19 protein-coding genes are annotated in these 19,710 nt (G+C 31.1%); 16 read left to right on the top strand and 3 right to left on the bottom strand.

Annotation, left to right across the window (positions count from 1 at the left end):
• Positions 1 to 160 precede the first annotated feature (160 nt).
• The 14 genes from SSP_RS07025 (at position 161) to SSP_RS06965 (ending at position 13,706) form a co-directional block, all read left to right on the top strand.
• Complete coding sequence (locus tag SSP_RS07025; protein WP_011303160.1) at positions 161 to 1,198, top strand: M42 family metallopeptidase; 1,038 nt, start codon at positions 161 to 163, stop codon at positions 1,196 to 1,198.
• Positions 1,199 to 1,245: 47 nt separating this feature from the next.
• Positions 1,246 to 1,428: a hypothetical protein gene (locus SSP_RS13175; protein WP_011303159.1), complete on the top strand. Its 183-nt coding sequence runs from the start codon at positions 1,246 to 1,248 to the stop codon at positions 1,426 to 1,428.
• A 262-nt stretch (positions 1,429 to 1,690) separates the two neighbouring features.
• Positions 1,691 to 2,587, top strand: a complete 897-nt coding sequence (locus SSP_RS07020; protein ID WP_011303158.1) for an ABC transporter substrate-binding protein — start codon at positions 1,691 to 1,693, stop codon at positions 2,585 to 2,587.
• Positions 2,588 to 2,885: 298 nt separating this feature from the next.
• Positions 2,886 to 3,098 (top strand): hypothetical protein, encoded by a 213-nt coding sequence (locus tag SSP_RS07015; RefSeq protein WP_011303157.1) that lies wholly within the window; start codon positions 2,886 to 2,888, stop codon positions 3,096 to 3,098.
• Between the two features lie 592 nt (positions 3,099 to 3,690).
• Entirely contained in the window at positions 3,691 to 5,097 is a 1,407-nt protein-coding gene (locus SSP_RS07010; RefSeq protein WP_011303155.1) for an anthranilate synthase component I, read from the top strand.
• Complete coding sequence (locus SSP_RS07005) at positions 5,094 to 5,690, top strand: anthranilate synthase component II (protein WP_011303154.1); 597 nt, start codon at positions 5,094 to 5,096, stop codon at positions 5,688 to 5,690. Before SSP_RS07010 ends, SSP_RS07005 begins: the two co-directional genes overlap by 4 nt.
• Entirely contained in the window at positions 5,659 to 6,675 is a 1,017-nt protein-coding gene (gene trpD / locus SSP_RS07000; RefSeq protein ID WP_011303153.1) for an anthranilate phosphoribosyltransferase, read from the top strand. The genes SSP_RS07005 and trpD overlap by 32 nt, the downstream gene beginning before the upstream one ends.
• A complete protein-coding gene (trpC, locus tag SSP_RS06995) occupies positions 6,659 to 7,441 on the top strand; it encodes an indole-3-glycerol phosphate synthase TrpC (RefSeq protein ID WP_011303152.1) in 783 nt (260 codons plus the stop codon). Before trpD ends, trpC begins: the two co-directional genes overlap by 17 nt.
• A complete protein-coding gene (locus SSP_RS06990) occupies positions 7,438 to 8,067 on the top strand; it encodes a phosphoribosylanthranilate isomerase (protein WP_011303151.1) in 630 nt (209 codons plus the stop codon). Before trpC ends, SSP_RS06990 begins: the two co-directional genes overlap by 4 nt.
• 3 nt (positions 8,068 to 8,070) lie before the next feature.
• The gene (gene trpB, locus SSP_RS06985; RefSeq protein ID WP_011303150.1) at positions 8,071 to 9,285 is read left to right on the top strand and encodes a tryptophan synthase subunit beta; all 1,215 of its coding nucleotides are present in this window, start codon (positions 8,071 to 8,073) and stop codon (positions 9,283 to 9,285) included.
• Positions 9,278 to 10,003 (top strand): tryptophan synthase subunit alpha, encoded by a 726-nt coding sequence (gene trpA, locus SSP_RS06980; protein ID WP_011303149.1) that lies wholly within the window; start codon positions 9,278 to 9,280, stop codon positions 10,001 to 10,003. The genes trpB and trpA overlap by 8 nt, the downstream gene beginning before the upstream one ends.
• Positions 10,004 to 10,138: 135 nt before the next feature.
• Positions 10,139 to 10,795, top strand: a complete 657-nt coding sequence (locus tag SSP_RS06975) for a type 1 glutamine amidotransferase domain-containing protein (RefSeq protein ID WP_011303148.1) — start codon at positions 10,139 to 10,141, stop codon at positions 10,793 to 10,795.
• Positions 10,796 to 11,156: 361 nt separating this feature from the next.
• Positions 11,157 to 12,419: an aminoacyltransferase gene (locus SSP_RS06970; protein WP_002483340.1), complete on the top strand. Its 1,263-nt coding sequence runs from the start codon at positions 11,157 to 11,159 to the stop codon at positions 12,417 to 12,419.
• Positions 12,420 to 12,446: 27 nt separating this feature from the next.
• Complete coding sequence (locus tag SSP_RS06965) at positions 12,447 to 13,706, top strand: aminoacyltransferase (RefSeq protein WP_011303147.1); 1,260 nt, start codon at positions 12,447 to 12,449, stop codon at positions 13,704 to 13,706.
• Positions 13,707 to 14,071: 365 nt separating this feature from the next.
• On the opposite strand, the gene SSP_RS06960 is transcribed toward SSP_RS06965, so the two are convergent.
• Positions 14,072 to 14,593, bottom strand: coding sequence for a DUF308 domain-containing protein (locus SSP_RS06960; protein WP_011303146.1), 522 nt, complete (start codon positions 14,591 to 14,593; stop codon positions 14,072 to 14,074).
• A 910-nt stretch (positions 14,594 to 15,503) separates the two neighbouring features.
• Between SSP_RS06960 and SSP_RS06955 the strand changes: the two genes are divergently transcribed.
• Complete coding sequence (locus tag SSP_RS06955) at positions 15,504 to 16,511, top strand: siderophore ABC transporter substrate-binding protein (RefSeq protein ID WP_011303145.1); 1,008 nt, start codon at positions 15,504 to 15,506, stop codon at positions 16,509 to 16,511.
• A 76-nt stretch (positions 16,512 to 16,587) separates the two neighbouring features.
• On the opposite strand, the gene SSP_RS06950 is transcribed toward SSP_RS06955, so the two are convergent.
• Entirely contained in the window at positions 16,588 to 16,938 is a 351-nt protein-coding gene (locus tag SSP_RS06950) for a membrane protein (protein ID WP_011303144.1), read from the bottom strand.
• Positions 16,939 to 17,192: 254 nt separating this feature from the next.
• Between SSP_RS06950 and pepF the strand changes: the two genes are divergently transcribed.
• Entirely contained in the window at positions 17,193 to 19,004 is a 1,812-nt protein-coding gene (gene pepF / locus SSP_RS06945) for an oligoendopeptidase F (RefSeq protein WP_011303143.1), read from the top strand.
• Between the two features lie 54 nt (positions 19,005 to 19,058).
• Here pepF and phoU read toward each other — a convergent pair whose 3' ends face one another.
• Entirely contained in the window at positions 19,059 to 19,709 is a 651-nt protein-coding gene (phoU, locus tag SSP_RS06940) for a phosphate signaling complex protein PhoU (protein ID WP_011303142.1), read from the bottom strand.
• Position 19,710 lies beyond the last annotated feature (1 nt).

Raw genomic sequence — 19,710 nt, 5'->3', positions numbered from 1 at the left:
ATTTAGCATTTCAAAATAATATGTAAAAATGTTGTTGTATGCAATGTAACATAAATTTTTAAATTCAACTATGTATTTTAAAAGGGATATAGTATTAATGGTATTATTTTTAAAATTTAAACGTTAGACTATATATATAATATATTTGGAGGGGGATTAGATGTCAGAATCAATTTTTAATACAATCCAAGCATTGACGGCAATAAATAGTCCGTCAGGGTACGCAGAAAAAGCCATTCAATACGTAAAAGGTGAAGCAGAACAATTAGGCTACCCAACAGAAGTGACTAACAAAGGAGCGCTATTAATCACAGCAAAAGGTGAAAATGATGAAGCGCAAAAATGTGTTACAGCACATGTGGATACGCTTGGCGCTATGGTCAAAGAAATTAAGGAGGATGGTCGTTTATCACTAGATTTAATCGGTGGGTTTAGTTATAACGCAATAGAAGGGGAATATTGTGAAATTGAAATTTCGTCAGGACAAATCTATACAGGAACCATTTGTTTACATGAAACAAGTGTACATGTATATCGCAATAATGACGATATCTCGAGAGATATTGAACATATGGAAGTAAGAATAGATGAAAAAGTCTCAACCAAAGAAGAAACTCAAAGTTTAGGTATAGAGGTAGGCGATTTTATAAGTTTTGATCCAAGAACACAGATTACATCATCAGGTTTTATTAAATCACGCCATTTAGATGACAAAGCAAGCGTAGCCATGATTATTGAATTTTTAAAGACTATAAAAAATGAAAATTTAACTTTACCACATACGATTCAATTCTATATATCAAATAATGAAGAAATTGGTTATGGTGCTAATGCGTCTATATCTCCAAAAATAAGTGAATTTATAGCATTTGATATGGGAGCATTAGGAGATGGACAAGCATCGGATGAATACACAGTTTCTATTTGTGCAAAAGACGCATCTGGTCCATATCATAAAGGGTTACGAGAGCAATTGGTTGAATTATGTAAGATAAAGCAAATACCGTACAAGGTAGATATTTATCCATATTATAGTTCTGATGCTTCTGCAGCATTAAAAGCGGGTGCTGATATCAAGCACGGTTTATTTGGTGCAGGCATTGAATCCTCTCATGCATTAGAACGGACACATATCGATTCTATAAAGGCAACACAAGCATTGTTACAGGCTTATTGTCTAGCAGCTATACAGAGCTAAATGTTTATACTAATTGTTTAAATTATTAGTTGAAAAGGAGAATTTGAGTGGAACAGTCACTACTTTGGTCAAGAAAATTCATACCTGTGTATTTCATAGTAGCAGCGCTACATTTCATATTTTTTAAGATGTATATCCAAACAGACAATTATTCTATTTATTTGATGACTATTTTACTTGTTGGTTTAGGTATTGCTTCTTGTATATATAATTATAGAAATAGGTCATAATTTAAATGAAGTACCAGCTATGTTAATGGAATTAGAATCTTTGATGCCATAAAAACATAGACATATTAAAAAAAAGAGCCATTTATGGCTCTTTTTTTGGTTTGAAAAATCATAACAGTCTAGTAAGTGAATTAAACAAAGTTAATGAACAACTTAAACAATAAATAAATTTAAATGAAAAATCAGACATCTTATTGATAATCAATATCAATTACTGCATAATAAAATGATATTGAAAGAATATACTAAAAGGGATGATACGATGAAAAGATTAATTGTTTTATTTTTAAGTTTATTAATTATTTTGTCTGCTTGTGGTCAAAATAAAGACTCGAATAAAGAAACAAAGACGTTTAAAACGCAATCAGGAAAGAGTATTAAAATACCAAAGCACCCAAAAAGGATAGTAATTTTAACTTCAAATTTCGGTAATTTTAAAGATTTAGGCGTTACACCTGTGGGTGTTAATAATGATTTTCCAAAATCAAAATATATCAATGAAAAAGGTGCTAAACGTGTAGGTTCAGAAGATGTTGAAGGTGTTGCAAAATTGAAGCCAGACCTAATTTTGACTTATGATGTAAATACTAAAATAAAAAAATATCAAAAAATCGCACCTACAATACCAATAAAATACAATGATTATTCATATAAAGAAATGCATCTTGCAATAGGGAAAATACTAAATAAAGAAAATGAAGCTAAAAAACAAATTAAAGATATGGAGAAACAACTTCAATCTGATGGAAAGGTAATTAAAGATAAAATAGGCTCAAATAAAACTTTTACCGTAATGGAAATCAAACCTAAGCAACTTTCAATTTTTGGTGAAAATTTTGGTAGAGGCACGCCAATAATATATCAAGAATATCAATTACCATTTCCAAAAGGTGTAAAGGGAATGCTTGATAAAGATGGCTTTAAAACAATACCACATGAGCAATATAGCAAATATGCTGCTGATTATATATTAATTCCGACTGAAAAAGGTAACCCTATCAACAATGAATTTACAGAATCATCGCTTTGGAAAAATCAGCCAGCTTATAAAAATAAGCATATATATTATTATCCTAAAAATGAGGCTACCTATTCTGATCCTTCGTCGCTTAAGAAACTTTCAAATTATTTCAAGGATAGATTGCTAGAGCAAAAATAAGCATATGATGATATTGAAGTGACATCTTTGATTATGGAATATAAAATTGTACTAATCAAAGATGTCTATATATTACTTATTAAAGAAAGATAATCTGAATGGCCAAAATGATTTAAATAACGCGTAGGGTGGTTTTTAAACTGAAGAAAACGCTGCTTTATTAGCTTTTTTAATAATAATGAGCCGTTTATAACAATTTAAGGGTAACTGTTGGCATCTCGATGTATATACCATTAAAATAGAAATTAACGACTAACTATAAAAAAAGCAATCAAATGTAATATGGGAGTATAAAATCATGAAAAAACCGAGTTTAAGAACGATATTGTTAACGATATTTTGGATATTAGTTTTACTATATGCGATGTATGTAACATTTGCTGACCATAAATTTCAATATCATCCAATTATCTTTTTATTCTTATTTGCCATAGGTGCAAATTTAATCAAAAAAGTCGCTCCAAAAGATAATTATGAAAAATATCAAAATAATAAAGACAAGCTAGAATAGGCTTATCTAATATGGCTTTGTAATATAATCGATGTATTTTTCAATAGCACGGAAAGTATAAAAATGAAATTAATGATTGACAAATTGATTTTATCCTAGTAGGATTCTAGGTAATTACTTTTTGCAACGAAAGTTGCCATTTGAAAGATAACGTAGCAAATATGTCATGTAGCAAAAAGAAAGCTAATGGTTGATGAAAATTAGCACTGCATATATTGTGAATTGGGCTTTTAAATGTACTAAATTAATAGCAATGAAAGTGAACAATGAATTTGTTAACTAAGGTGGCACCACGGTAACGCGTCCTTACAGTATGTATGCGTTAATGTGGTGTTTTTTTATATTAAATTTGAACTGAATTAGAAAACAAAATGAAGTAAGTTATGGCAGGGTAGTTACAGAAAGTTAGTGGTTGATGCAAACTAACACCCACATATACTGAAATTGGGTTTTGTTGGATTAAAACGAATAAAACAAAGAGCGAGTAGATGATTTTAAATTAATTGTTTATCTACTAATTTTAGGTGGTACCGCGCGTCAGCGTCCTTAACATAGTTTAAGGGCGCTGTTTTTTTATAAGGAGGAAAGTTAAATGAAAGTACAATACCAAAAATTAAATGCTGAAGTTACCCCAGAAGCATTAGCAAGATTAAGAAAAAATAAAATGATTTTAGAAAGCTCAGATCAATCACAATTAAAAGGACGTTATTCTATAGTGATTTTTGACACTTATGGAGCAATTACTTTGGATAATGATGAAATGACTATTCAAACAGCTACTAACAAAACGATAGAACAGAATCAGCCTTATGAAAAAATGCAAGCTTTTATAGATCAATATAAAACTAATATAGAGGATGCAATATTAGAAGATTTACCTTTTATTTCAGGTTTCGTTGGTTCGTGTAGTTTTGATTTGGTAAGACATGCATTTCCTGTTTTAAAAGAAATTGAATTAACAGATCACCCACAACACGACGCAAAATTATATATGGTAGAAGATGTTTATGTTTTTGATCATTACAAAGAACATTTATACGTCATCGCAACGAATTTATTTTCTAATCAAAGTGATGAACAATTGAAAGCACGTGTGCAACGTCGTGTAGAAGAATTACAACAAATTAATATCTATCCTTTACGAAATGAACAAAAAGTAACAGAAAAAAACATAAAATCTAATATGGCAACGGAACAATTTATAGCAACAGTAGAAAAAATGAAGCATCTTATACAACAAGGTGATATGTTCCAAGTTGTGCCATCTATCATATACAGCTATGAACACAATTTTGGACAACAGTTACATCAATTATCTTATCAGTTGTATCAAAATTTAAAACGTCAAAACCCAAGTCCGTATATGTACTACTTGAACATGGATGAACGCATTGTCGTCGGCAGTTCACCTGAGAGTTTTGTAAAAGTTCAAGGTCAAACAGTAGTGACCAATCCTATTGCTGGAACAATAAAAAGAGGAAGCACTCTGGAAGAAGACAATGCAAACGAAACACAATTGAAAAACGATCACAAAGAATTAAGTGAACATAGCATGTTAGTTGATTTAGGAAGAAATGATATTCACAGAGTAAGTGAAACAGGTACTTCTAAGATACAAAAGTTAATGGCAATTGAGCGTTATGAACATGTTATGCATATTGTAAGTGAAGTAACAGGACAACTTAAGCAAGACTATTCTCCAATGTCTGTGATTGCGAGCTTACTACCTACTGGTACAGTGTCGGGTGCTCCAAAACTAAGAGCCATTCAACGTATCTATGAAGCGCAACCACAAAAACGAGGTGTCTATAGTGGCGGTATAGGCTACATCAATTGTAATCATGATCTAGATTTCGCCTTGGCAATACGTACAATGATGATTGATGAAACACATGTAAATGTTGAAGCTGGATGTGGCGTTGTCTATGACTCAATACCTGAAAAAGAACTAGAAGAAACAAAGTTAAAAGCTAAGAGTTTATTGGAGGTGTCACCATGATATTAATCGTTGATAACTATGATTCATTTACCTATAACCTAGTAGATATGATAGACAAAAAGAATGAAGTGATAGTGAAATATCCTGATGATCCGGAGATTTATCATTTAGATGTAGATGGTGTAGTCATATCACCTGGGCCAGGGCACCCATTAGATAAAGAAGATTTAATGAAAATTATAAAGCATTATGAAAATAAACCAATCTTAGGTGTATGTTTAGGTGCTCAAGCATTAACATGCTATCACGGTGGAGATGTTATTCAAAGTGAATTCATCATGCATGGTAAAACGGATCAAATGAGAATCATAAAAGATACAAAGTTGTACAGAAATATTCCAGAATATTCTGAAATAATGAGGTATCATTCACTGATTAGTAATTCAAAAACAATACCTGAAGCATTTATTATAACAGCAGAAACAAAAGATTGTATTCAATCATTTGAACATAGTCAATTGTTACACTTCGGAATTCAATATCATCCTGAATCTTTTGCAACAGCGGATGGTGTACAAATCATCAATAATTTTTTGAATATAGTAAAGGAGGACAAAAGTAATGGAACTACAAGCACAATTAAAACAGTATAAACCATTAAATCAGCAACAAATGAATGAATTTATAGAACTACTTATTGCTGATGATATATCAAACGAAATAAAAGCAAATTTATTATCATCGTTCTCAGAAAAAGAGATTACTCAAGAAGAATTAACATATATTTCAAAAAGTTTGATTCATTCTATGTATCGACAGCAGCCTTATTATCCGAATAGTATGTGTGTTTGTGGTACAGGGGGAGATAAATCAAATAGCTTTAATATTTCAACGACAGTTTCGTTTGTAATTGCTAGCGCAAATATCCCTGTGATTAAACATGGCAATAAGAGTGTTACCTCATCATCAGGTAGTACAGATTTGCTAGAGGCAATGGGTATAAATACAAGTTCTGTTGAAGCAACACCAAGTCAATTGAATCAAGTTGGTTTAGCTTTCTTGAGTGCAACAGATACGTACCCGATTATGAAAAGCATTCAACCTATTAGAAAAATGATGACTAACCCAACAATTTTTAATATAACTGGTCCGATTATTAATCCATTTAAATTAGATTATCAAGTGATGGGTGTATATGAAACATCAAAATTAGAAAAGATTGCTCAAACACTTAAAGATTTAGGCCGTAAAAAAGCAATCGTTGTCTATGGAGCCAATGGCATGGATGAAGCAACGCTTTCTGGTGATAATATGATATACGAAGTAAATGAAAACGAAGCTACTAAAAATTATACTGTAAATCCAAAGGACGTTGGTTTAGCGTATGCACCAAATGAAGCGCTCATTGGTGGTACACCACTTGAAAATTTAGAGATTACCAAAAATATTTTGACGGGTGTTGATCGAAGCGCAAAACGTGATGTAGTGGTGTTTAATGCGGGTATCGCTTTATATGTTGCTGAGAAGGTCAGTTCTATTAAACAAGGTGTAATTGAAGCACAACGCTTAATTGATAATGGCAATGCTATTGCACAATACAACAAAATGGGAGGAATGACATATGACTATATTGGATGAAATCGTGGATTATAAAAGAAATTTAATAAAAGAAGGTTACTATGAAGAGAAATTAAAGACATTAAATGAGGTAGACATTACGCATAAATCTTCGTTTAAGTCGCAATTAGATGAGTCTAACCAATTAGCAGTAATCGCAGAGATTAAATCTAAAAGTCCAACATTAGATCAATTACCAAATAGAGATTTAGCACAACAAGTTAAGGATTACGAAGCTAACGGTGCAAATGCAGTCTCAATTCTCACAGACGAGCATTACTTTGGAGGTAGCTATGAAAGATTGCAAGATTTAACATTACAAACGACTTTACCGGTACTATGTAAGGACTTTGTTGTCGATAAAATTCAAATTGATGTAGCAAAAAAAGCCGGAGCATCAATCATATTGTTAATCGTTAATGTATTAACAGATCAACAAATGAAAGATTTATATCAATATGCGACATCACTAAATTTAGAAGTACTAGTAGAAGTACATGATAAAGAAGAATTAGAAAGGGCCTACAAATTAAAACCACAAATTATTGGTGTAAACAATAGAGATTTGAAACGATTTGTCACAGATGTGCTGCATACAAATGAAATATTAGAAAACAAAAAAGAGGGCTACTATTATATTTCGGAAAGTGGTATTCGGGATGAACAGGATGTAGCGAATGTGGTTGAGTCAGGTATTGATGGTCTGTTAATAGGTGAGTCGTTAATGAAATGTGAAGATTTAAGTCAATTTTTACCAGGATTAAAATTAACTAAGGTGACAAAGTGAAAATAAAATTTTGTGGATTTCGTACGTTAGAAGATGTTGAAAAGGCAAAAGCATTGAATATCGACGCTATGGGCTTTATACATTTTACTGAGAGTAAGCGATTTGTTGATATTCAAACGATTAAACAATTTACAGATATTATACCAAATGATAAGGAAAAAGTGATTATTCTAGTAAATCCTGAACGCGCTACAATAGATAGCATTATTAATCATACAGGTATTACAACAATACAACTTCATGGAAACGAACCTATAAGTACGGTGCAATATATTAGACAACAAAATAGTAACTTAAAAATTATTAAAGCATTACCTGCAGTAAATCAACAAACATTATTAACATCAATAGATTATTACAAGCATTCAGTTGACCAATTTATTATTGATACACCATCACAATCCTATGGTGGTACTGGCAAAACGTATGATTGGAAAATTTTAGATACCATACATGATGTTGATTATTTAATTGCAGGTGGCATTAATTATGAAAATATACAAAAGATAGAAAACTTATCACTTCATCATACTGGTTATGATATTGCAAGTGGCATAGAAACGAATCATAAAAAAGACTTAAATAAAATGTTAGAAATTATAAAACTTTTAAAAGGAGCTCAATAAACTATGGTTGAAAATATACAAACAGAAGCAGATGCATTTGGTTTTTTCGGTAATTATGGTGGACAATATGTACCAGAAACATTAATGCCCGCAATACAAGAATTGAAACAAGCTTATCAGGACGCTAAAAATGATCCTCAATTTCAGATAGAACTTGATGATTACTTAAAAGATTACGTAGGTCGTGAAACACCGCTAACATATGCTAAGTCTTATTCGGAATTACTTGGTGGTGCAAAAATCTATTTGAAACGTGAGGATTTAAACCATACGGGTGCACATAAAATTAATAATGCACTTGGTCAAGCACTGTTAGCTAAACGCATGGGAAAAAATAAATTAGTAGCCGAAACTGGAGCGGGGCAACATGGTGTTGCTAGTGCAACTGTAGCTGCCTTATTTGATATGGAACTCGTTGTGTTTATGGGTGAAGAAGATATCAAAAGACAATCATTAAACGTGTTTAGAATGGAACTATTAGGCGCAAAAGTGGAATCAGTCACTGAAGGACAAGGCACATTATCTGATGCAGTCAATAAAGCATTACAGTACTGGGTAAGCCATGTTGATGATACGCATTATTTGCTAGGCTCTGCACTGGGACCTGATCCTTTTCCTACTATTGTAAGAGACTTTCAAAAAATTATTGGTCAAGAAATTAAAGCACAAGTTCATGAAAAAGAAGGTCAATTACCAGATGCTATTGTCGCATGTGTAGGCGGTGGTTCTAATGCCATCGGGACGTTTTATCCATTTGTAAAGGATGATGTTAAGCTTTACGGTGTTGAGGCAGCGGGCGACGGAATAGATTCAGATAAACACGCGCTTGCTATAAATAAAGGTAAAGAAGGCGTGTTACATGGTACTAAAATGTATTTAATTCAAGATGATGATGGTCAAATACAATTAGCACACTCAATATCTGCAGGATTGGATTATCCTGGCGTTGGTCCAGAGCATTCATATTATCATGACATTGGAAGAGTGAAATATGCTACTGCAAGTGACAAACAAGCAATGGATGCTTTAGTGCGATTTACTAAAGCGGAAGGTATCATACCAGCTATCGAAAGTGCACATGCCTTAAGTTATGTAGAAACATTGGCACCTACGATGCGTAACGATGAAATACTTGTGGTTACAGTATCAGGCCGCGGTGATAAAGATATGGAAACGATTAGAAATTATATGAAACAGGAGGGTGACACGCATGCATAAATTATTTGTACCTTATGTTATGGGCAACAGAGACTTTATTGAAAATGTAAAAACACTAAGTGAAGCAGGTGCAGATATAGTTGAAGTGGGTGTTCCATTTTCAGACCCTGTTGCTGATGGGCCGGTAATCATGAATGTTGGTAATAAAGCAATTCAAGAAGGCGTTAATATACAATATATTTTCGATCAACTTACAGAAAATCAAGATGAGATTCAAAGTAAGTATGTGTTAATGACATACTACAATATCATTAATCATTATGGTGAATTAGCATTTTTGAATGCTTGTGAACAAGCAGGTGTGTATGGTTTGATCATACCAGATTTGCCTCATGAGTTGGTGCAACAACTTAAAGCGCGTCATCCAGAACGCAAAACAAATATTATTTCATTAATTGCTATGACAACTTCAAATACTAGAAGTCATCAAATAGCCAAGGATGCAGAAGGATTTATTTATACTGTAACGATGAATGCGACTACAGGCGAAGATGGTAAATTTCATCCAGAGCTAAAAAATAGAATTAAAGATATAAAAGCACATACTGAAGTTCCTGTAGTAGCTGGATTTGGTATAAGAACAGCAGCACATGTAAAAGATATTATTGAAGCTTCAGATGGCGTAGTGATAGGTAGTGAAATAGTAAAACGCTTTGAAAATGACGATAAACAAACTACCATTGAGTATTTAAAAACAATAAGAAATGTCTTGAATTAAGCAAAGATTGTCATATATTTTTATGTGTATGCATTAAAAATAAGGGTAATATGATATCAGAGGAAGAGTTAGATAAATAGTATCGTTGGTATTATTTATCGTTCATACCTTTATTTTTAAAAGAGGTGACTTAATTTGAGTAAAAAAGTATTATTTATAATTACGAGTAGAAGTCAATATGATGATGGCACGCCAACTGGACTATGGTTAGAAGAGGCGAGCGAACCTTATAATATATTAACAGAAGCAGGTATTGATGTGGATATCGTGTCGATTGAAGGTGGAGAAATTCCATTAGATCCAAATTCTACACAAAATGATGAATTAAATCAGTATGCTAATTTTGTTGAAAAGTTAAAACAAGTACCAAGTATTGAAAATATTGATGTATCACAGTACGATGCAGTCTATTTACCTGGTGGACATGGTGCCGTATTTGATTTTGCACATAACCAACAATTAGCAGATATCCTTGCAGACTTTAAAGAAGAAAAGAAAATTATTTCTTCAGTATGTCACGGACCAAGTGCATTTGTGGGTGCCAAAGATAAACAAGGCAATTTCTTAGTTAAAGGTGTTACATTAACATCATTTACAGATAATGAAGAACGTACGATGGGCTTGGAAGACAAAGTTCCATTTTTAACTCAAACGGAATTGGAAAATCAAGGTGCTAAGTTTGTGACAAAAGATGATTTTACAGAGCATATTGAATCTGATGCCCAATTTATCACTGGTCAAAATCCACAATCAAGTGTAGCAATAGGTAAAGCAATCAGAGATGCTTTATAATTAGAAACTTTTTCTTGAAATAATATAAAACCGGAGAACGAGATAAGTTCTCCGGTTTTATCATGTATTTACAAATAAATTAAGTGAAGATGACAGTAAATATATAATTAAGGTAATAAAACCAAAAGTTATTCATAATTAAATTATAAATCTAACATGTTAAATATGAATAAATGCTTACGCTTTGTTAAAATAAAAGTAGTGATATAATTAAATAATACATAAAACGCAGTGTAATCATTGCATTAGAAAGATTATGTACAGGCTATTGATTTAGTTTTATAAATGAATATTGTATAATAATCTAGATTGAGAATTAAACTCGAAAATAGAACTATAGATAAATAGGAGTATATAAAAAATGAAATTTACGAATTTAACTGCAAAAGAGTTCGGTGCATTTACGGATAAAATGCCGAATAGTCATTTTACGCAAATGGTTGGAAATTATGAATTGAAAATTGCAGAAAGTACAGAAACACACCTAGTAGGTATTAAGAATAATGATAATGAAGTAATTGCAGCATGTTTACTTACAGCTGTTCCTGTTATGAAATTCTTCAAGTATTTTTATTCCAATAGAGGTCCAGTCATAGATTTTGAAAATAAAGAACTCGTACATTACTTCTTTAACGAATTAGCAAAATATGTAAAAAAACATAATGCCTTATATTTACGAGTAGATCCTTATCTTGCTTATCAATATCGTAATCATGATGGTGAAGTATTAGCAAATGCGGGTCACGATTGGATTTTTGATAAAATGAAACAACTCGGTTATAAGCATGAAGGTTTTTTAACTGGCTTTGACCCAATACTTCAAATAAGATTCCATTCTGTTTTAGATTTAGCTGGAAAAACTGCTAAAGACGTACTTAATGGTATGGATAGTTTACGTAAACGAAATACTAAAAAAGTACAGAAAAATGGTGTGAAAGTAAGATTTTTAGGTGAAGATGAGTTGCCAATATTCCGCTCATTCATGGAAGATACTTCTGAAACAAAGGATTTTGACGATAGAGATGACGATTTTTATTATAATAGGTTAAGATATTATAAAGATCGTGTGCTTGTCCCATTAGCTTATATGGATTTTGATGAATATATAACAGAATTAAAGGCTGAACGCGAAGTATTAAGTAAAGATATAAATAAAGCAGTTAAGGATATAGAAAAAAGACCAGAAAATAAAAAAGCGTATAATAAAAAAGAAAATTTAGAACAACAACTGATTGCAAACCAACAAAAAATAGATGAAGCCACTGCGTTACAAGAGAAGCATGGTAACGAATTACCGATTTCTGCAGCTTACTTTATTATTAATCCTTATGAAGTCGTTTACTATGCAGGTGGTACATCTAATGAATTTAGACATTTTGCTGGTAGTTATGCAATACAATGGAAGATGATTAATTATGCTATAGATCATAATATAGATAGATATAATTTTTATGGTATTAGTGGTCATTTTACTGAAGATGCAGAAGATGCAGGTGTTGTTAAATTTAAAAAAGGTTTTAATGCAGATGTAGTAGAATATGTTGGTGATTTTATTAAACCGATTAATAAGCCAATGTACAAAATTTATACGACATTGAAAAAAATTAAGGATAAAAAGAAATAAACATAAATAGAAGGGAACTAAGCTAGAATGAAATTTACAGAGTTAACTGTCAAAGAATATGACAATTTTGTACAGAATCCAGCATTAGAGAGTCATTATTTTCAAGTGAAAGAAAATATTGCGACAAGGGAAGAAGATGGATTTCAAGTTGTATTATTAGGCTTAAAAGATGACGATAATCAAGTTATTGCTGCTAGTCTTTTCTCTAAAATTCCTACAATGGGAAGCTATGTTTATTATTCAAATCGCGGTCCAGTTATGGATTATAATGATTTGGGGTTAGTAGATTTCTATTTACGTGAGTTAGACACTTATTTGCAACAGCATAATTGTTTATATGTCAAAATGGATCCATATTGGATTTATCAAATATATGATAAGGATATTAATCCATTACCTAATCATGATAAGAATGATGCACTCGTTAATTTATTCAAATCTCATCGTTATATACATCACGGATTTACAACATCGTATGATACATCTAGTCAAGTTAGATGGATGGGCGTATTAAACCTTGATGGTGAAACACCAGCTTCATTAAAAAAACAATTTGATAGCCAAAGAAAACGTAATATTAACAAGGCAATTAATTTTGGCGTGAAGGTAAGGTTACTAACAAGAGATGAATTTGATATATTCTTAGAATTGTATCGTGAAACAGAAGAACGTACAGGTTTTGTTTCTAAAACGGATGAATACTTTTATAACTTTATAGATAATTACGGTGATAAAGCATTAATCCCATTGGCCTACATTGATTTGGATGAATATATTAATCATACTCAAGAAAGCATTAATGAAAAAGAATCACGCCGCGATCAAATGATGCAAAATGAGAATAAATCTGATAAGCAGTTGAAGAAAATTGCAGAGCTAGACAAACAGATTGAACATGATAAAAAAGAATTACTTCATGCGAGTGAGTTAAGATTAACTGACGGTGCTATTTTAAACTTAGCCGCGGGTGTTTATTTTGCAAATGCATATGAAGTGAATTATTTCTCAGGTGGTTCATCAGAAAAATATAATCAATATATGGGACCCTATATGATGCACTGGTATATGATGAATTATTGCTTTGATCATGGCTATGGTCGTTATAATTTCTATGGTCTATCAGGTGACTTTACTGAAAATAGCGAAGATTACGGTGTATATCGCTTTAAACGAGGCTTTAACGTACAAATTGAGGAATTGATTGGTGATTTCTATAAACCAATTAAGAAATCGAAATATTGGTTATTTAATACGTTGAATAATGTTAGAAAGAAAATTAAAAAATAATATTAAAAAGAAAGCATACTGGTTGTAAGCGTATATCAGTATGCTTTCTTTTGTTTAGGATTCGTTATAAAAGGATGGCTTTCCAATATAACGGTAATCTAGTATGTGGCATATTCTATGAGGTTGATTCTAGTTGTTAGCCACATTTTTATTATAGCATAAAATTATATAATATCAATATAACAATAGCATAATGATTCAAAAAAGTAAATATAAAAAATGTATATATTTACTCGGTGTAAGTAATAGAATAGGTTAAAAAAACCATGTTGTAATTCGACAAATCACAACATGGTTTTTATGGTTTTTGATTTTTATTATTAAGCGCCCTAGTTAAAATATAAAATTTAATTTGCTATATTAAATTAATTCAAAGCATCAATAATATATGTGATACCTATGATAAAGAATACAATACACATAAATATAGCAATAATTACCGCAGCGATTAACGGGTTGAATAATAAAATAATACCAAAAACAATTTCAATTACATTTAGTAAAATTGAAAAAGTATGGAAAGCTTTATTCGACTTTTCAGCTGGTGTTACGGTGAATATATTGAAAATAGCATTAATAATAAACCAAATAGCAAATAAATAAATAATAAAGGTTGTACTCGTTACGACATTAAATAGGATTAACAAACCGATGATTATATTAATTATACCAAGTATAATCAGTAAATTGGAGCCCCTTTGTGTCGCTTTTTTCATTATACGACGGATGAAAATTTCTATAAAACCATTAATAATAAATAAAAGACCAATTAACCAAGTTATAGCAAATAAGTTTTCTTCTGGAAAACTAACGATAAATACGCCAATAACTAAGAAAATAACACCAATGATCAAACTTGACCATTTAATACCTGAAGATCGTTGCATAAATTTCACTCCTAAAATATTCTCTAAACAGTATATACCCAAAAAAAGAAAAGGAACACTAAAAGATTTTAAGATTATCATATTTATATTATGTAAACCTATAATGTAGTTTGAACTTAATAAAAACCATTTATTTAAGGATTACTGAGATTGTGATAGCGATTGGATATCTTATTTAGTAATTATTTTAGTAAGCGTTAAACATAGGCGCTGAGATTTGCATTTCTGAGCATTTTAAAATGATATTGTGGGTACTTGTTCATGTGATTGCAAATAAGTATCTTAAAATGAAATGGCCATTTGTAGTCATAACAATAAGTGTTGAAATTATCTATAACAAAGAAATGATTTACAAATAGATAACTTAAGTGAGAATCAAATTTAAAATCATGTGTATTATACGTAACATTAAACAGAACAATTAAGTATAAAAATCAGGTAATTCATTATAGTTACTAAGTTAAGGTTAAATGCTATGAAAGCATAATAATTTTCCAGTAAAAATATTTGCTGTATTTTAGTTTACATAATATATATTATAGGAAGTTATGTATATCGAGATATTTTCCAATTTCGGAACCCTTTTTCTTAGTACATGCTTGTACTATCTATATAATTTCTATGCTAATATGAATACATTACATATGCTTCACATTGTTTTAGCTTGATTATAATTTGCTAAATCATTATTGCTCGTTGACTTTCTTTAATATGATAATTATACGTATATTGATAACCTCATATGTGTTATTTCCTGTAGACTTAATCATTAGACTTAATCATTGCATTGGTATGTTAATTCGAAATTGCTATGAACTTCACACAATCATTTAGTATTTCTAAAATCTCTAATTGATAATGATTTTCAATTAATATATAATTAACTTTTATATTAAAGGAGAGATTGTATATGAATAAGTTTATATGTATTGCATTAACCGCCCTTTGCTTTTTATTTTTAGGTGCTTGTAGTCATACCCAAAGTAATAAAGCATCTAAAGAAACAATTAAAATTGAAACTTCTTATGAGTTTAAAGATAAAAATCAAGATCATAATAAAGGCGAAATTAAGCATGAAGTTGTAGAGGTTCCGGTTAATCCTAAACGCGTTGCAGTAATGGATTACGGTGTGTTAGATGTGATGCAACAATTAAAATTGCAAGACCATATCGTTGCTATTGCTAAGGGCCAAGGTGCTTCATTTTTACCAGACAGCCTAAAAGCATTTAAAAGCAGCCAATACAACAATATTGGCAACCCCGGTCAACCTAATTACGATGAATTAGCAAAATCTAAACCAGATGTTGTTGTTGCTTCTTTCAGGCAAGCACATACTAAAACTTTAGAAGAAATGAAAAAAGCTGTACCAAATGCTAAAATTGTTTTTATTAGTCCTCAAAACGATGATTACATAGCTTCAATTAAGAAAAATACTGAAAATATAGGTAAAATTTTTGAAAAACAAAAAGAAACAAAGGCATTAATTACAGAACTGGATGATAAGGTTGCTGAAACTAAAAAAAGAATTGAAAATGAATCTGTATTATTTCTAAATGTAGATGATAAAGGTATAAAAACCTATGGTGCTACTGGTAGATTCGGTGGTTTTTTAAATGAAGATTTAGGCATTAAACATGCTGATAAAAAAATGAAACCGAACTCAAGTGGTATACTTATTTCAAATGAATATTTAAATGAAATGAATCCAGACAAATTATTTGTTATTGATCGAACTAAACATGGAAATGTAAAAAGTGAAAGTATGCCGCAAGCGTTACAGAATGATGTTATAAAAAATTCAAAGGCAATTAAAAATAATGGCGTTACATTATTTGAAGCAAACAGTTGGTTTTTCGGTGAAGGTGGTATCAAATTAACCATCGACCAACTTGAACAAATACAGAAAGCATTTAAATAATCTTCCCCACTAACCTATTTAGTGGCAATAATAAAAGGCATTGTAATGTAACCCACTACAATGGCTTTTATTATATCTATCTTTTTTCTCGATAGTTCTCAATTTCATCTTTAGGAATACCGCCACGTTTACGAATTTCTTTTTTCGCTTTTTTCTCGCGACGGCTTCGTCTCCAATTGCGTGTGAAATACCAAATTAAGAAACTAATAATTAAACTGATTACAGCCATAAATGCCGCAAATCCTAATAATGGTTCATATGTAATATCTTCAAAATTAGGAATCAAGAAAGCAGCTATTCCTAATACGACGATTGTTAATACAGCTGGGACAAACCATTTATTTAAAGCTAGATTACAGAAAATAGTTACTAATATCACAGCAACTACTGAAATCCATAAATAATTAGGCATATCAAATATTGTCATGTGTTGCACTCCTTACATATCTTTTGTTTATAATTTTAACTTAATGATTAAGATTATACTACAATTTACCACAATCTTATTCGGACTATAGTAGTATGTAGTAATCTTTTGTTTTAAAGACAAAAGATTCCATACATTACATTTCATCTAATTATCTTCCCTGCTTCAATGATAATTAAACTTGCAATTGTGCTTTGTTATCGTCTTTCATGTATAATCAATATGAAACCTAAATTACGTGAAGGAGTGATTAAATGACTGGAACATTACCGTTTAGAAGTGATGTCCCTAAAGACGAAACTTGGGATATTACTGAATTATTTAGTTCTGATGAAGCATTTTATCAAGTGTTAGATGAAACTTTAGAAGCAGCCAAAGCATTTAATAAACAATATACAGAACGTTTGAATCATGCTGAAATGATTGAAGTTGCACTCAATGCATATTCTGATATATTAATTCAATTGGATAGAATGGCAAATTATGCCGAATTGAATTTAAGTGTCGATACGGCTAATGAACAAGCACAAACATTGAGCGGTAAATTTTCAACTTCCTGTGGAAAGATAGCAAGTGAATTATCATTTGTTGTTTCAGAGATTATCGAACTTTCAGATACGACATTAGATGAATTAATTAAAACATCACAATATCCACATTTTTTAACAAAAATTAAAGCTAAAAAAGCATATAAATTATCTCCAGAAGTTGAAAAAGTTTTAGCTAGTTTATCCCCTACTTTTGACGGTGCTTTTGATTTATATGGAACAACTAAAATGCTAGATATTGACTTTGAATCATTTGAGCACAATAATCAAAATTATCCTTTAGATTATGCAACATTTGAAAATGAATATGAAGATAATCCGGATAGAGGTTTTAGAGAAACAAGCTTTAAATATTTTAGTGATGCGCTACGTAAATATCAGCATACAACAGCAGCAACTTATAATTTACAAGTTCAACAAGAAAAAATTGAAGCTGATTTAAGGGGCTACGAGTCGGTTATTGATTACTTATTACAAGACCAAGAAGTTACACGTGATATGTTTGATCGACAAATTGATGTAATTATGAGTGATTTAGCGCCTATTATGCAAAATTATGCTAAGTTAATCAAACGCGTGCACGGTCTTGATGTTATGGGCTTTGAAGATTTAAAAGTATCTATTGATCCAAATTATGAACCAGAGATTTCTATAGAGGACTCAAAACAATATATCTATGGTGCATTAGATGTACTTGGACAAGATTATTTGAAGATGGTCGAAGCTGCATATGAAGAAAGATGGATTGATTTTGCACAAAACAAAGGTAAAGATACAGGCGCTTATTGTGCAAGTCCTTATGCTTCTCATTCTTATGTATTTATTTCTTGGACAGGTAAAATGACTGAAACATTTGTCTTAGCGCATGAGTTGGGTCATGCTGGCCATTTTACATTAGCGCAAAAACACCAAAATTATTTGGAATCAGAAGCGTCAATGTATTTTGTTGAAGCACCTTCTACAATGAATGAGATGTTGATGTCTAACTATTTATTTAAAAATAGTGATGATCCGAAGTTTAAACGTTGGGTAATTGGTTCAATTATTTCTAGAACGTATTATCATAATATGGTTACACATTTACTAGAAGCAGCTTATCAAAGAGAAGTTTACACAAAAGTCGACAATGGTGAGTCGTTAACAGCACCTGTGTTAAATCAAATTATGTTAGATGTTTATAGTCAGTTTTTTGGAGATAGTGTGAAATTAACTGAAGGTACAGAATTGACTTGGATGAGACAACCACACTATTATATGGGGTTATATTCTTATACTTATTCTGCAGGATTAACTATTGGTACAGTTATGTCACAACGTATTCAAACTGAAGGTCAACCTGCCGTCGATGCATGGTTAGAAACATTAAAAGCTGGTGGCAGTAAATCACCAGTTGAATTAGCTGACATTGCAGGTATTGATATTCGAACAGATGCGCCATTGAAATCAACCATTGGTTATATTGGCAAGCTTGTTGACGAATTAGAAATGCTGACAGACGAAATTGAAGCAGAACAATAAAAGAAAAGCGCAGTGAGTAGAAAATCAATTTCACACTCACTGCGCTTTTCTTTGTTATTTATTGTAAGATTCGTAACGATTACCAGTAATAAAGAAATATATATTTTCAGCAATATTCGTAATGTGATCTCCGATGCGTTCTAAATGACGTGCTGCTAGATGCGCTTGTCCGGCAACAAAAGGATCATTATCAATGAGATAGGTAGTGTTAACAATATTTTTATATAGATCATCAATATCCTTATCGCGTTCAATGATTTCTTTAATAAGTGTGATATCATTGTTTCTAACCGCATCATTTAAATCTTTTAACATTAACAATGCTAATTTACCCATTGTGTTGAGCCTTGTTAGCACATATTTATCTATAATCTTTGCTCTTAATCTAATTTCAGCAATATTAGCAGCGTTATCTCCTATACGTTCAAAATCAGAAGCAATTTTTAATGCTGCCATCATCAATCTTAAATCAGTAGCAATTGGTTGCTGTTTAGTAATCAGCATAATAACTTTTTCATTAATTTCAGTTTCAAGTTCATTAATATTTTTATCTTTTGCAATAGATTCTCTTGCATAGTTTCTATCTTCTTCACTTAACGACATTAATGCAAATTCAATATTATGATATACATGAAGACCAAGCCGACGCAGATCTTTCATTAAATCATCGAGTTGGCCTTCGTATTTTTGTCTGATTATAGCCATA

The organism is Staphylococcus saprophyticus subsp. saprophyticus ATCC 15305 = NCTC 7292, assembly GCF_000010125.1.
GTDB classification, from domain to species: Bacteria; Bacillota; Bacilli; order Staphylococcales; family Staphylococcaceae; genus Staphylococcus; species Staphylococcus saprophyticus.
Note: the sequence above shows the minus strand (reverse complement) of the source record. Positions and strands in the feature narration are given on the sequence as shown.